Raw genomic sequence first — 14,316 nt, forward strand, 5'->3', positions numbered from 1 at the left:
CCCGGGTGGCCGGCCCCCATCTCCCGCCCGCGAAGTGTGGTGCCGCGGCACATCGGTGCCCCGCCCGCCCGTGCCTAAGGTGCGGACATGACCACGATCGGCACTCCGGGCCCGGTTTCCCTCGACCTCGGCGGCCGCACCGCCCTCGTCACCGGCGCGGCCGGCGGTATCGGACGCGCCTGCGCGCTGCGGCTGGCGGCGGCCGGCGCCACGGTGCGGGCGGTCGACCGGGACGCCGCCGGCCTGGCCGCACTGGCCGCGGACCTCCCGGACGGCGCCGGCGGCACCATCGAGCCGCAGGTCCTCGACCTGACCGACCTCGATGCCGCCGAGCGGGCTGCGGCCGGCACCGACCTGCTGGTCAACAACGCCGGGCTGCAACTCGTCCGTCCCATCGAGGAGTTCCCGCCCGAGGTCTTCCACCAGGTGCTGACCGTGATGCTGGAGGCCCCCTTCCGGCTGCTGCGCGGCGCCCTGCCCCACATGTACGAGCGGGGGTGGGGGCGGATCGTCAACATCTCGTCGGTGCACGGGCTGCGGGCCTCACCGTTCAAGTCCGCCTATGTGGCGGCCAAACACGGTCTGGAGGGCCTGTCGAAGACCGCCGCCCTGGAGGGCGCCCCGCACGGCGTCACCAGCAACTGCGTCAACCCCGGCTACGTCCGCACCCCGCTCGTCGAACGGCAGATCGCCGACCAGGCCGCCGCGCACGGCATCCCCGAGGAGCGGGTGCTGGCCGACGTCCTGCTCGCCGACGCGGCCCTCAAGCGGCTGCTCGAACCGGAGGAGGTCGCCGAGGCCGTCGCCTACCTCTGCACCCCGCAGGCGTCCTTCGTGACGGGGGCCTCGCTCACCCTGGACGGCGGCTGGACCGCGCACTGACGATCCGGCGGCGGCGAGCGGCGGCAGGGGAGAGCCCCGAGCCCCTGGCGCACGGCGACGACCCGAAGGTATCCCTGTGACCATGCCCACCGATCCGTCCTCGTCCGCGCCCGCCACCGAACCGGCCGAGGCCCCCTTCCTCGCGCTGCTCGCCGCCGACGCCCCCGCCGAGGACTACGAGCGCCCGGTGCTGCGCGCCCGTGCCGAGGGTGCCGCGCCCGGCCGGCTCGCCGCCCTGGAGCGGGCCAAGCGCCAGGCGCTGCGGATACGCACCGAACTGGAGGGCCGCCGGCGGCGCGAGGCCGAACTGTCCGCGCTCTACGCCACCGCGCACGACCTGGCGGGGCTGCGCGACCTGGACGCCGTGCTGCGGGCCATCGTGCGCCGGGCCCGCTCCCTCCTGGGCACCGAGGTCGCCTACCTCACCCTCCACGACCCGGCCGCCGGCGACACCTACATGCGGGTCACCGACGGCTCGGTCTCCGCGCGGTTCCAGCAACTGCGGCTCGGGATGGGCGAGGGACTGGGCGGACTGGTCGCGCAGACCGCCCGCCCGTACGTGACCGACAGCTACTTCCACGACGAGCGGTTCCGGCACACCGGCACCATCGACGCCGGCGTCCGCGACGAGGGCCTGGTGGCGATCCTGGGCGTGCCGCTGATGCTGGGCAGCGGCGTCATCGGGGTGCTCTTCGCCGCCGACCGCCGCGAGCGGGTCTTCGAACCCGGCCAGATCGCCCTGCTCGCCGCCCACGCGGCGCACGCCGCGGTCGCCCTCGACACCGCCCGCCTGCTCGCCGAGACCCGTAAGGCGCTGACCGAACTGGAAGCGGCCAACGAGATCATCCGCGACCGCAGCGCGGTCATCGAACGCGCCTCGGACATCCACGACCGGCTGACGGAAGTGGTGCTGCGCGGCGGCGGGGTGCAGGACGTCGCGGCCGCGGTGGCCGAAGTGCTGCACGGCGACGTGGAGTTCACCGAACCCGCCGACGCCCCGGCCGCTGCCCTGGACCGTTCCCGGGCCGACGGGCACGCCGTACGGGACGGTGCCGACTGGGTCGCCGCCGTATCGGCGGGCGGGGAGGTCCTGGGCGCGCTGGTCCTGCGCGGCCACCCGGCCCTGGACCCGGTCGACCAACGGACCCTGGAGCGGGCCGCCGTGGTCACCTCGCTGCTGCTGCTCGCCCGCCGGACCGCGGGCGAGGCCGAACAGCGGGTCCGCGGGGAGCTGTTGGACGACCTCCTGGACGCCGCCGGGCGCGACCCCCGGCTGCTGCGGGAGCGCGCGGCCCGGGTCGGCGCCGATCTCGACGCGCCGCAGGTCGTGTTGGCCGCCCGGGTCGATGCCCCCGCGGCCCAGGACGCCGCCGGCGACCGGCGGCGCCTGTGGTCGGCGGCCTCCCATCTCGCCGCCACCCGGCACGGGCTGGCCGCGGTCCGCGACGGCGGCGCCGTCCTGCTGCTGCCGCTCGGGCCCGACGGCGATCCGGCCGGCCGGGCCCGGGAGATCGCCGCCCGGCTGGGTGCCGCGCTCCACGTACCGGTCACGGTCGGTGCCTCGGCCCCGGTGCCGGCCCCTGCCGGACGGCCCGCGGCGGTCGCCGACGCGTACGCGGAGGCACGGCGCTGCCGGGAGGCGCTGCGGGTGCTGGGCCGGGCCGGTCAGGGCGGGGCCGCCGCCGACTTCGGCTTCCTGGGACTGCTGCTCGCCGACACCCGCGACGTCGACGGGTTCGTGCGCCGCACGCTCGGCGTGGTCGCCGACTACGACGCCCGCCGCGGGACGGAGCTGCTGCGCACCCTGCGGGCGTACTTCGCCTGCGGGATGAGCCCCGGCCGCACCAAGGACGAGCTGCACGTCCACGTGAACACCGTGGCGCAGCGCCTGGAGCGGGTGGGCCGGCTGCTGGGGCCCGACTGGCAGAGCCCGGCGCGGGCCCTGGAACTCCAGCTGGCGCTGCGGCTGCACCAGCTCTCGTCCGCCGTGGAGCAGGGGAGCGAGCGGTAGCGGCACAGCGGACGGACCGGTGGGCGCGGGTGCGAAACGGAGGAGTAATGGGCCGTAGCTCCGGGTGCGCGCCGGTGGGGGGTGCGGCAGCCTGGATGCGGAGCCCTCCATTCCGTGAGTGCTCCGCACCTCCCGTGGCTTCCCGGCCCACGCGGACCACGGGCACCAGATCACGCACGAAGGAGTTGGACATGGCCGGCAAGGGCGCCAAGGACAAGATGAAGGGCAAGGCCAAACAGGCCACCGGCAAGATCACCGGTGACGACCGCCTGAAGGCCGAAGGCCGGATGGAAGAGGCCAAGGGCAAGGCCAAGGACACCGTGGACGACGCCGGGGAGAACATCCGCGGCACGAAGGAGTCCATCAAGCGCAAGACCGAGCGGTCCTGACGTCCGACGGGGGCGCGGTGGGCGAGCTTGCCCCGTCTCCCGGAGCGTCCCACGGCCCGCCGCGCCCCCGCCGCACATCAGACCCTCATCTCCCGCCCGTCGCCGGTCCTCCCGGAGGCGGGCCGCGGCTCGTCCTCCGCCACCGCCGCCAGGTCCCGGCTGCGGGTCTCCCGGGCCGCGCCCACCGCGACCAGCGTCAGCAGCGCGGCCGCGACGACGTACAGCGCGATCGGCGCCGGGCCGCCGAAGTCGGCGAGCAGCGCGGTCGCGATCAGCGGGGCCGGCGCACCGGCGGCGACCGACGCGAACTGGGCACCGATCGAGGCGCCTGAATACCGCATCCGGGTCGCGAACATCTCCGCGAAGAAGGCCGCCTGGGGCGCGTACATCGCACCGTGGAAGAACAGCCCGACGCCCACCGCGAGCAGCAGCGGACCGAACCGGCCGGAGTCCACCAGCGCGAAGAACGGGAACGCCCAGGCGCCGACGCCGGCCGCGCCCAGCAGATAGACCGGCCGGCGCCCGATCCGGTCCGACAGCGCGCCCCAGGCGGGGATCACCGCGAAGTGCAGCGCGGAGGCGATCAGCACCGCGTTCAGCGCGGTCTGCTGTGCCACCCCGGCGTGCGAGGTCGCGTAGACCAGCACGAACGCCGTGAGGACGTAGTACGAGATGTTCTCGGCCATCCGCGCGCCCATCGCGATCAGCACCTCGCGCCAGTGGTGCCGGAGCACGGCGACCAGGGGCAGCTTCTCCGCGCGGGTGGCCGGCCCCTCCGCCCGGCGGGCCTCGGCACGCGCCAACGCGGCCCGGAACACGGGCGATTCGTCCACCGACAGCCGCATCCACAGCCCGACCAGGACCAGGACGCCGGAGAGCAGGAACGGCACCCGCCACCCCCAGGTGGCGAACGCCGCGGCCGGTAGCAGCGCCGTCATCAGCGAGAGCACGCCGGTGGCCAGCAGTTGCCCGGCGGGCGCGCCGGTCTGCGGCCACGAGGCCCAGAACCCGCGGCGTCGCGCATCACCGTGCTCCGACACCAGCAGCACCGCGCCGCCCCACTCACCGCCCAGCGCGAACCCCTGGACCAGCCGCAGCACGGTCAGCAGTACCGGCGCCGCCGTCCCGATCGTGGCGTGCGTCGGCAGCAGCCCGATCGCGAACGTGGCACCCCCCATCATCAGCAGGCTCAGCACCAGCAGTCTCTTCCGGCCCAGCCGGTCGCCGAAGTGCCCGAAGACCAGCGCACCGACGGGCCGCGCGGCGAACCCGACCGCGTACGTCAGGAACGCCAGCAGGGTCCCGACGAGCGGATCGGAACCGGGAAAGAACAGCTTGTTGAAGACCAGCGCGGCGGCGGACCCGTAGAGGAAGAAGTCGTACCACTCGATGGTGGTCCCGATGAGACTGGCGGCGACGATGCGCTTGAGGTCGGTGGGTGGTGGGGGAGCGGTTGCTGCGCGGGCCATGTGCACCACTTCCAGGCGGTCGGCGGGATGTGCTCGTGCCGCCACACGGTAGGAACGCGCAGGTCAGTGGCCCATGTGGTGGGACGCCATAGTTCCGGGCACGGGGGTGCGCGGTCCCACCATGAGGGCCCGCACGGCCGCGCGGCAGCGCCGAAGCCGGCACCTGAAGGTGACGGGCTCGGCCAGACGGTTTTTGCTTGGCTGCGAAACGATCACCGGTTACGCTCCGTCGGCGCGCATGCGGCGCGAATCAGCAGGTGGGGGAAGTGGGGGAAGTAGGGGACATGGATGGCGAATTCGACAGATCCGAGGCCGGATCCGAGACCGGATCCGCGACCGGATCCGCGACCGGATCCAAGGCCGGACCCGAGAAGGGGATGAACGCCGGGGCACAGGCGGTCGCGGCGGTGGTGCTGGTCGGGGGACTCGCGGGGGGCATGTGGGTCATGGCGAAGGCTTCGGGGCAGGAGGTCGAGGAGAGCAAGCCGGCTGCTTGCTCGCCCGCGCATGACGACGCCCGGCCGACGCGGCAGGCTGCGTCGAAGCACGTCGCCTCGAAGCGCGTTTCGGGGGCGCAGCTGTGCACGGCGCTGAACCGTGCGGACCTGCCGGAGCTCCTCGGAACGCCGGCTGAGCGGGCGGAGACCGCTGACGGCAGCGAGAGCACGACCAAGCTCGCCGGCGGCACCACGTTCGTCACCCCCGAAGCGGAAGTGACGCTGAAGACCTACTCCGTGCAGCTCTCGGCGTCCTCCGACGACCTCTCGATCGCCCGGACGGCCGACCTCCTGGGCAATACCGCGGAGAAGCGAACGGTTCTCGGGCGTCCCGCGGTCCTCTCCTCGGACCGGACCATCGCCATCCGTTTCAACTTCGAGGGTGGCAAGCCCGGCAAGGCCGACTCCGCGCCCGGCGGTAGCGCCCGCCGCCTGCAGGTCGCCAGGAACGCCAAGGACGGCGGCGGCTCCTTCGAGGTCGTCGTCTGGCGGCAGGACGAGGGGATGCCCGATGACGCGGCGTTGCTGCGCGTCGCCGAGAAGGTCCTGCCGACGGTTCCGGGCTGGGACGCCGGCTGACGAGGCCGTGGGACCGCTCCGGGATGCGGGGGGACCGGCGGCGGCCGACCCTGGGACCAGGGCCCCGCGCCGGACGAGGAGGACTCACGTGCCGGATCGTGCGCACCAAGGCGCGACGTCGCCGCCCGGGGCCCGGCACCGCATGTCCGAGGCGGCCTTCCGCTCCCTGTACCGCCGGCTGCGTGAGCGGGCGCTGGACGGCCCGGATCCCGGGCGCGGAGCGCTGGGCCACCTCACCCCCGAGCGGGTGGTGGCCGCCGCCACCGAGGTGCGGGCCGGCCGGACCGTATCGCTGGCCGCCCCCCTCGAGACCACACCGGGGCCGGACGACCCGCAGCCGGCCACCCACCGGATGACCGCACCGGCGCCCGGCGAGGCCGGCGCCCCGGGACTGCACTTCGCCCTCGACCGGTTCGCCATGAACGTGCACGGGGACGCGGACAGCCACCTCGACGCGCTGTGCCATGTGATGTTCGACGGCGAGCTCTACGGCGGTGTTCCGGCGAGCAGCGTGACGCCGCACGGGGCCGGCGCGCTCACGTCGGACCTGGTGCGCGACGGCATCGTCGGCCGCGGTGTGCTGCTGGACGTCCCGCGCCTGCGCCAGGTGCCGTGGCTGGAGCCCGGTGACCACGTGACCGCCGACGACCTCGTGGCGGCCGAGGCGGTCCAGGGCGTCACGGTCGGGCCGGGCGACCTGCTGTTCGTGCGCGTCGGGCACCGCCGCCGGCGCCGGAGCCTCGGTGCCTGGAACGCCGCGCAAGCGCGGGCCGGCCTGCACCCGGCAGCGATGCCCTTCCTCGCCGAGCGGCGGGTGGCCGCCCTGGGGTCGGACGGCAACAACGACACGGCCCCCAGCGCGGTCGCCGAGGTCCCGTTCCCGGTGCACGTACTGGCCATGAACGCCCTGGGGCTGCACCTCATGGACTACCTGAACTTCGAGGAACTGGTACCGGTGTGCGCACAGCTGCGCCGCTGGCACTTCCTGTGCGTGGTCGCCCCGCTGCGGATCCCGGCGGCCACCGGCTCCCCGGTGAACCCGATCGCCGTCCTGTGACCGGGCCGGGACGGGCGGCCCGTTCCAGGTGCTGCGCCGTCCCTCGGCGTATACGTTCGAAGGAGCGGAGAAGGCTACCGGCAGGTCCCGGCAGCGGCCGGCGATCGCAACGGCAAGGACGGTGGTCGCTGTGGGCGGCACCTCCCACTACGACGTCATCATCATCGGCACCGGCGCCGGCGGCGGCACCCTCGCCCACCGGCTCGCCCCCTCCGGCAAGCGGGTGCTCCTCCTGGAGCGCGGCGGCTGGCTGCCGCGCGAACGCGACAACTGGGACTCCACCGCCGTCTTCGTCAAGGCGAAGTACCGGGCCCCGGAGTTCTGGCTCGACCGGCACGGCAACGAGTTCCCGCCCGAGGTCAATTACTACGTCGGCGGCAACACCAAGTTCTACGGCGCGGCGCTGTTCCGGTTGCGCCCCGAGGACTTCGGCGAGCTGCGCCACCACGACGGCGTCTCTCCCGCCTGGCCGCTCGGCTACGAGGACCTGGAGCCGTACTACACGCAGGCGGAACACCTCTACCTGGTGCACGGCCGGCACGGCGAGGACCCCTGGGAAGGGCCGTGCAGCGGACCGTACGCCTACCCGCCGGTGGAACACGAGCCGCGCATCCAGCAGTTGAGCGACGACCTGGAGAAGCGCGGACTGCACCCCTTCCACCTTCCCATCGGGGTCGACCTCACCCAGGACGGGAACGGGCGTGCGGCCCACTCCAGCGTCTGCATCCGCTGCGACCGGGTGGACGGCTTCCCGTGCCTGGTCCGTGGCAAGTCCGACGCCCAGGTGATCTGTGTGGAACCGGCACTGCGCCACCCCGGCGTCGAACTGGTCACCCACGCCCGGGTGACGAGGCTGGAGACCGACCCCACCGGACGCAGCGTCACCACCGTCGTCGCCGAGCTCCCGGAGGCGGAGCAGGCCCGGTTCTCGGCCGACATCGTGGTCGTGGCCTGCGGGGCGGTCAACTCCGCGGCCCTGCTGCTGGCTTCGTCCGACGACCACCATCCCCACGGGCTGGCCAACAGCTCGGACGTGGTCGGCCGCCACTACATGCGGCACAACAACCTCGCGCTGATGGCGATTTCGAAGGGGCCCAACGACACCCGGTTCCAGAAGACCCTCGCCCTGCACGACTGGTACCTGGGCGCGGACGACTGGGCCTACCCCCTCGGCGGGATCCAGATGCTCGGCAAGTCGGACGCCGAGCAGATCCACGGCGAGGCGCCGCGCTGGGCCGGCGCGGTCACCCCGGACCTGCCCTTCGAGGTCCTGGCCCACCACGCCGTCGACTTCTGGCTGTGCGGGGAGGACCTGCCGCAGCCGGACAACCGGGTCACCCTGGACGCCGACGGCCGCATCCACCTCGCCCTCGACGGGACCAACAACATCGCCGGCCTGACACGTCTGCGGCACAAGCTCCAGCACATGCTCGGCCACCTCGGCATGCACGAGGACCATCTGCTGTCCCACAGCATCTACCTGCACAAGGGCATGCCGATCGGCGCCACCGCCCACCAGGCGGGCACCGTGCGGTTCGGCCACGACCCGGCGTCCTCGGCCCTCGACCTCAACTGCAAGGCCCACGACCTGGACAACCTGTACGTCGTCGACACGAGCTTCTTCCCGAGCATCGGTGCGGTCAATCCGTCCCTGACGGCCATCGCGAACGCCCTGCGGGTGGGCGACCACCTCCTCGCCCGGCTCGGCTGACCGGCCCGCGAAGACGCACCACCGATCGGGCGAAGATCGTCAGTCGGGCAGCGCAAAGCGGACCGCTCCGCCGGGCCGTCACCCCTCCCCGGTGGTTGTGTGACGCCTGCACCTCCGGGCCACGGCCCGGCTGATCCCGGGCCACGCAGTGGAGGAGTAGGTCATCGTGAGTTCCCCCGAGGGCGCACCCCAGGACGTGATCCCCGCGGATCTGCTGAAGGGCCAGAAGGCGCTGGTCACCGGCGCGAATTCGGGCATCGGCCGGGCCACCGCCGTCGCCCTGGGCCGGGCCGGCGCCGATGTCGTCGTGAACTACGTGGCCGGCCGCGAGGAAGCCGAGAAGGTGGTCGAGGAGATCGCTTCCTTCGGAGTGCGGGCGGCGGCCTACGAGGCGGACGTCTCCGACGAGGAGCAGGTCGTCGCCATGACGGACCGGATGGTCAAGGAGTTCGGCACTGTCGACATCCTCGTGGCCAACGCCGGGCTGCAGCGGGACGCGTCGTTCACCGACATGACCCTCGCCCAGTGGCAGAAGGTCCTGGACGTCAACCTCACCGGGCAGTTCCTCTGTGCCCGCGAGGCGACCAAGGAGTTCCTGCGGCGCGGGGTCGTCCCCGAGGTGTCGCGCGCGGCGGGCAAGATCATCTGCATGAGCTCGGTGCACCAGGTCATCCCCTGGGCCGGCCACGTCAACTACGCCGCCTCCAAGGGCGGTGTGCAGATGATGATGGAGACGCTGGCGCAGGAACTCGCCCCGAAGAAGATCCGCGTCAACGCGATCGCCCCCGGAGCCATCAAGACCCCCATCAACCGCGACGCCTGGGACACCCCCGAGGCCCAGCAGGATCTCCTGCGGCTGATCCCCTACGACCGTGTCGGTGTCCCCGAGGACATCGCCCGCGCGGCCGTCGCGCTCGCCTCCGACCTCCTGGACTACGTCGTGGGCGCCACCCTCTACGTGGACGGCGGGATGACCCTCTTCCCCGGGTTCGCCACCGGCGGCTGACCGGCCCCGCGCACATCGGCCCCCGCGCACGCCGGTCCCGAGGAGACCCCCATGCACACCGCGGTTTCGTTGCTGGCCGGCGCACCGGCGCAGCTGCTCCCGGCCCGATCGCTGATGGCCTTCACCCTCGCCTCGCACATCGTCCTGGTGCCCTTCGGCGTGGCGCTGCCGCTGATCACGCTCATCATGCACGGCCATGGACTGCGCCGGAACGACCCGACCGCCCTGCTGCTGGCCCGGCGCTGGTCGGCCGTCATGGCGGTCCAGTTCGCGATCGGCGTCGTCACCGGCACGGTGCTGTCCTTCGAGTTCGGGCTGCTGTGGCCGGGCATGATGGGCCGGTGGGGCGATGTCTTCGGCATCGGGTTCGGTGTCGAGGCCTGGGCGTTCTTCCTGGAAGCCGTGCTGATCGCCATCTACCTCTACGGCTGGCGCCGGCTGCCCTCCCGGACCCACTTCCTGCTCGCACTGCCGCTGCCCGCCGCCGCCCTGCTCGGCGCCTTCGGGATCCTGGCCGCCAACTCCTGGATGAACACCCCGCGGGGCTTCTCCCTCGACCCCGCCGGCCACCCCGTCGACGTGAAGATCTGGAAGGCGATCTTCACGCCCATGTTCGGCCCGGAGTACTGGCACTTCGTCGTGGCGATGCTCGTGACGGCCGGCTACGTCACGGCCGGCGTCTACGCCGTCGGCTGGCTGCGCGGCCGCCGGGACCGCTACCACCGGCTCGGCTTCACGATCCCCTTCACGCTCGCCGCGGTGTTCACCCCGGTGCAGCTCGTGCTCGGCGACTCCATCGCCCGGCAGGTCTTCCACAAGCAGCCGGTGAAGTTCGCCGCGATGGAGATCGTCTGGAGGACCGACACCCATGTGCCGGAATACCTCTTCGGGCGGATGCACCCGGACGGGAGCATCTCCGGCGGCATCAAGATCCCGCAGCTGGACTCCGTCCTCGCCGGCTTCCGCCCGGACACCCGGGTGACCGGGCTGACCTCCGTCCCGGCGGCCGACCGGCCGACGGCCACCCAGGCCACCCTCATCCACTGGACCTTCGACATCATGGTCGGCATCGGCTCCGTGCTGGTGGTGCTCGCCCTCTGGTACGCCCTGGTATGGCTGCGCCGCCGCGGGCTGCCCGCGTCACCGTGGTTCTTCCGCTGCGCCGCCGTGGCCGGTCCCGCCTCCGTCGTCGCCGTCGAATGCGGCTGGATCACCACCGAAGTGGGCCGCCAGCCGTGGATCGTCTACCAGAACATGCGGGTCGCAGAAGCCGTGACCTCGACCCGTTCCACCAGCCTGTGGATCATGTTCGGCCTGGTCGTGGTGGTGTACCTGGTCGTCTTCGGCTCGTTCCTCGCGGTGCTGCTGAAGATGCGCACCCGCTGGCGGCCCGCCGACGGGACGAAAGGCCAGGGGCTGCCGCCGGCGGAAGGACCGGAGCGGGAGACACCGGAGAAGGAGACACCGGAGACGGACACGCCGTACGGTCCGCGCTCCGCGGGGAGCCGGCCGTGATTGCCGGGGTCATCGCCGTCGTCCTGCTGCTCGCGGTCGCCGCCTACGCCTGTGCCGGCGGCACCGACTACGGAGCCGGGTTCTGGGACCTGGTCGCGGGCGGCGCGGAGCGCGGCGAGCGGCCCCGCCGGCTGATCGACCATGCGATGGCGCCCGTATGGGAGGTCAACAACGTCTGGCTGATCTTCGTGCTGGTCATCATGTGGACCGGATTCCCGGTCTTCTTCCAGCGGGCGTTCACGGCGATGTGGCTGCCCCTGGCGCTGGCCGCCGTCGGCATCGTGCTGCGCGGCGCCGGCTTCGCCCTGCGCAAGCCCGCCCGGCGGCCGGCCCGACGGCGCCTGTACGGGGCGATGTTCGCCCTCTCCTCGCTGCTGACGCCGTTCTTCCTCGGCGCGGCGGTCGGTGGGGTGGCCTCGGGGCGGGTGACCGCGGCGACCACGGCATCGGCGGACGCCTGGGCCAACCCCACCTCGATCCTCTTCGGCCTGCTCGCCATCGCGACCACGGCCCTGCTCGGCGCGGTCTTCCTGGCGGCGGACGCCCGCCGCTTCGCCGCGCCCGAACTCGACGGCTACTTCCGGCGGCGCGCGCTGGCCGCCCTGGTGGTCGTCGCGATCCTGGCCGTGGTCACACTGTTCGTCACCCACGGGGACGCGCCCCACATCTGGCACGGGCTCACCCACGGCGTGGGGCTCGTCTTCGTCGTCGTGTCCGCGCTGGCCACACTCGCCACCGCCTGGCTGCTGATCCGGCCCTCCGGGGCCTGGTCCCGGGTCACGGCGGCCGGCGTGGTCGCGTCCGCTGTCCTCGGCTGGGGCACGGCACAGCGCCCGTACCTCATCCCGACCTCGCTGACCGTCGCCGAGGGAGCGGGCGCGCCCACCACGCTGCGCTGGCTCGGGCTCGTCACGCTGGTGGCGCTCGTGCTGATCGTCCCCGCGGTCGCGCTGCTGTACTGGCTGGACACCCGTGGCGAGCTGGAGGGCCTCACCGACGCCGACCTGCGGCGCCAGGGCGCCGGTGACGAGGGCTGACGCCGATGGCGGTCGGGAGCCGCGGTGTTCGTCGTCCGGCGCGACGGCCGGCCGGAACCGGTCCGGCTACCGCCGGTCGAGCGCCGCGTTCAGGGTGAGGGCCGTGTCGATGAGGGCGAGGTGGGTGAATGCCTGGGGGAAGTTGCCGAGTTGACGGCCCGTCAGGTCGATTTCCTCGGAGTACAGGCCCAGGTGGTTGGCGTATCCCAGCATCTTCTCGAACACCAGCCGCGCCCGGTTCAGGCGTCCCGCGCGGGCCAGGGCGTCGACGTACATGAACGTGCACAGCGAGAAGGTGCCCTCGGAGCCGCGCAGGCCGTCGGGGGAGGCCCCGGGGTCGTAGCGGTAGACCAGGCTGTCGCTGACCAGCTCCTGATCCATGGCGTCCAGGGTCGATGCCCATATCGGATCCTCGGGGGTGAGAAACCCGACGGTCGCCATGCGCAGCAGCGAGGAGTCCAGTACGTCACCGCCGTAGTGCTGGACGAAGGCATGCCGTTCCTCGCTCCAACCCTTGGCCATGACCTGCTCGTAGACGGCGTCCCGCTCGGCGCGCCAGCGTTCGGACGCCGACGGCCACCCCGTCGACTCGGCGAGTCGCAGGGCGCGGTCGAACGCGACCCACGACATGACCCGGCCGTAGGTGAAGTCCTGGCGACCGCCGCGGGTCTCCCAGATGCCCTCCTCCGCCTGGTCCCAGTGGTCGGCGAGCCAGTCCAGGTCCGCCCGCATCGAGGTCCATCCCCCGTGCCCGACCTGGAAGCCGTGCCGGTGGGCGAAATAGATGCTGTCCAGCGCCTCGCCGTATATGTCCAGTTGGAGCTGCGACGCGGCGCCGTTGCCGATCCGGACCGGCGCGGAGCCCGCATAGCCCTCCCAGTGGTCGAGGATCTGCTCCTCCAGGTCGGAGGAGCCGTCGACCTTGTACATGATGTTGAGCGGGCCGGTGTCCCCACCGCTGCCGGCCCGCTCCTTGACCCGGTCGCCCAGCCAGATGATGAACGCCCGGGCCTCGTCCGTGAAGCCCAGTCCCAGCAGGGCGTACACGGAGAAGGAGGCGTCCCGGATCCAGGTGAAGCGGTAGTCCCAGTTGCGTTCGCCGCCCAGTTGCTCCGGGAGAGCCGCCGTCGGGGCGGCCACCACGGCGCCGCTGGGGGCGAAGGTCATGAGTTTCAGTGTGATCGCGGAACGCTCCACCACCTCCCGCCAGCGCCCGGTGTAGCGCGACTGCGCCAGCCAGGAGCGCCAGAACTCCACGGTTGCGTCGAAGAGGCGTTGGTGTTCGTCGAGGCGGACCTCCGTGGGCGGCCCCTCGCCGCCCATCTCCAGGATCAGCCCCCGCTGCTGCCCGGCCCGCAGGGTCAGCGAGAGGTGCAGGGCGGCATCCCGGTCCGTGAGAACGTCCATGAGCCGCTCGTCCTCCGGTTCGCGGATGGGGTGCACGGTGAGTTCCGTGCCGTCCTCCGCGACGAAGACCGCTCCGTGCTCGGTGATGTGCAACTGGTGGGCCGTACGCCCGTAGTTGAAGCGCGGGGCGATCTCGACCTCGAAGGACATGCTGCCGCGCACGCAGCGGACCATGCGCACCAGCCGGTGGCCGGCCGTGACCGTCGTCCCGGTCACGGGCATGAAATCGAGCACCTCACCGGCGCCCGCCTCGGTCATGAAGCGGGTCACCAGGATCGCCGTGTCGGGCAGGTACAACTGCTTGGTCGAGTGGGTCCGGTGCGCCGGCCGGACCGTGCAGTGCCCGCCCTTCTCCTTGTCCAGAAGCGCCCCGAACACACTCGGCGAGTCGAACCGTGGGGAGCAGAACCAGTCGACCACGCCCTCGGTGGTCACCAACGCCGCGGTCTGCAGATCGCCGATGAGACCGTGGTTCTCGATCAGTGGGTAGTCGTCCATCGGGGCGCCCCTTTCGGCGTGTGAGCCACCCGAACGCTGCCGCCCTCCGCCCAGCGTAAGGCGGGGGCCGGGTCCCGGCGCGCCGAGCCCGGGGCGGCGGTCGCGTGCCGACGGCCCCTACTGCGGGGCTTCTTCGTGGCGCACCGGCCCGCGCACCGGCCCGCGCACCGGCCCGCGCACCGGCCCGCGCGGCGCCACGGGCGTCGCTGCGGACGGAGGGTGAGGACGCACGAGGCACCGGGCTCGCTGCTCCAGCTC

General features: G+C 72.8%; 11 protein-coding genes. 9 read left to right on the top strand and 2 right to left on the bottom strand.

Annotated elements, in window-relative coordinates; genetic code table 11:
* Nucleotides 1-87 precede the first annotated feature (87 nt).
* The 3 genes from IG62_RS0106315 (at nt 88) to IG62_RS0106325 (ending at nt 3,282) form a co-directional block, all read left to right on the top strand.
* Nucleotides 88-882, top strand: a complete 795-nt coding sequence (locus tag IG62_RS0106315) for a 3-hydroxybutyrate dehydrogenase (protein WP_030798514.1) — start codon at nt 88-90, stop codon at nt 880-882.
* An 82-nt stretch (nt 883-964) separates the two neighbouring features.
* Complete coding sequence (locus IG62_RS0106320; RefSeq protein ID WP_030798515.1) at nt 965-2,893, top strand: helix-turn-helix domain-containing protein; 1,929 nt, start codon at nt 965-967, stop codon at nt 2,891-2,893.
* A gap of 191 nt (nt 2,894-3,084) precedes the next feature.
* Nucleotides 3,085-3,282: a CsbD family protein gene (locus IG62_RS0106325; protein ID WP_030798517.1), complete on the top strand. Its 198-nt coding sequence runs from the start codon at nt 3,085-3,087 to the stop codon at nt 3,280-3,282.
* Between the two features lie 77 nt (nt 3,283-3,359).
* Here the strand turns inward: IG62_RS0106325 and IG62_RS0106330 are convergent, their stop codons facing one another.
* Nucleotides 3,360-4,751, bottom strand: a complete 1,392-nt coding sequence (locus IG62_RS0106330; protein WP_037837873.1) for an MFS transporter — start codon at nt 4,749-4,751, stop codon at nt 3,360-3,362.
* 197 nt (nt 4,752-4,948) lie between these two features.
* On the opposite strand from IG62_RS0106330, the gene IG62_RS0106335 reads away from it, so the two are divergent.
* The 6 genes from IG62_RS0106335 (at nt 4,949) to IG62_RS0106360 (ending at nt 12,153) form a co-directional block, all read left to right on the top strand.
* Nucleotides 4,949-5,827 carry a DUF6215 domain-containing protein gene (locus tag IG62_RS0106335; protein ID WP_324604609.1) on the top strand — a complete coding sequence of 293 codons (879 nt, stop codon included), beginning with the start codon at nt 4,949-4,951 and terminating at the stop codon, nt 5,825-5,827.
* A 142-nt stretch (nt 5,828-5,969) separates the two neighbouring features.
* Nucleotides 5,970-6,884 carry a cyclase family protein gene (locus IG62_RS0106340; protein ID WP_030798521.1) on the top strand — a complete coding sequence of 305 codons (915 nt, stop codon included), beginning with the start codon at nt 5,970-5,972 and terminating at the stop codon, nt 6,882-6,884.
* Between the two features lie 121 nt (nt 6,885-7,005).
* Nucleotides 7,006-8,595, top strand: coding sequence for a GMC oxidoreductase (locus tag IG62_RS0106345; protein ID WP_030798523.1), 1,590 nt, complete (start codon nt 7,006-7,008; stop codon nt 8,593-8,595).
* Nucleotides 8,596-8,761: 166 nt separating this feature from the next.
* The gene (locus IG62_RS0106350; protein WP_030798524.1) at nt 8,762-9,601 is read left to right on the top strand and encodes an SDR family oxidoreductase; all 840 of its coding nucleotides are present in this window, start codon (nt 8,762-8,764) and stop codon (nt 9,599-9,601) included.
* 51 nt (nt 9,602-9,652) lie between these two features.
* The gene (locus IG62_RS0106355; RefSeq protein ID WP_030798525.1) at nt 9,653-11,116 is read left to right on the top strand and encodes a cytochrome ubiquinol oxidase subunit I; all 1,464 of its coding nucleotides are present in this window, start codon (nt 9,653-9,655) and stop codon (nt 11,114-11,116) included.
* Complete coding sequence (locus IG62_RS0106360; RefSeq protein WP_037837875.1) at nt 11,113-12,153, top strand: cytochrome d ubiquinol oxidase subunit II; 1,041 nt, start codon at nt 11,113-11,115, stop codon at nt 12,151-12,153. Before IG62_RS0106355 ends, IG62_RS0106360 begins: the two co-directional genes overlap by 4 nt.
* A gap of 66 nt (nt 12,154-12,219) precedes the next feature.
* Here the strand turns inward: IG62_RS0106360 and IG62_RS0106365 are convergent, their stop codons facing one another.
* Entirely contained in the window at nt 12,220-14,058 is a 1,839-nt protein-coding gene (locus IG62_RS0106365) for a glycoside hydrolase family 15 protein (RefSeq protein ID WP_030798527.1), read from the bottom strand.
* Nucleotides 14,059-14,316 lie beyond the last annotated feature (258 nt).

The sequence above is a fragment of the Streptomyces sp. NRRL S-337 genome, from assembly GCF_000720175.1.
GTDB lineage: Bacteria > Actinomycetota > Actinomycetes > Streptomycetales > Streptomycetaceae > Streptomyces > Streptomyces siderophoricus.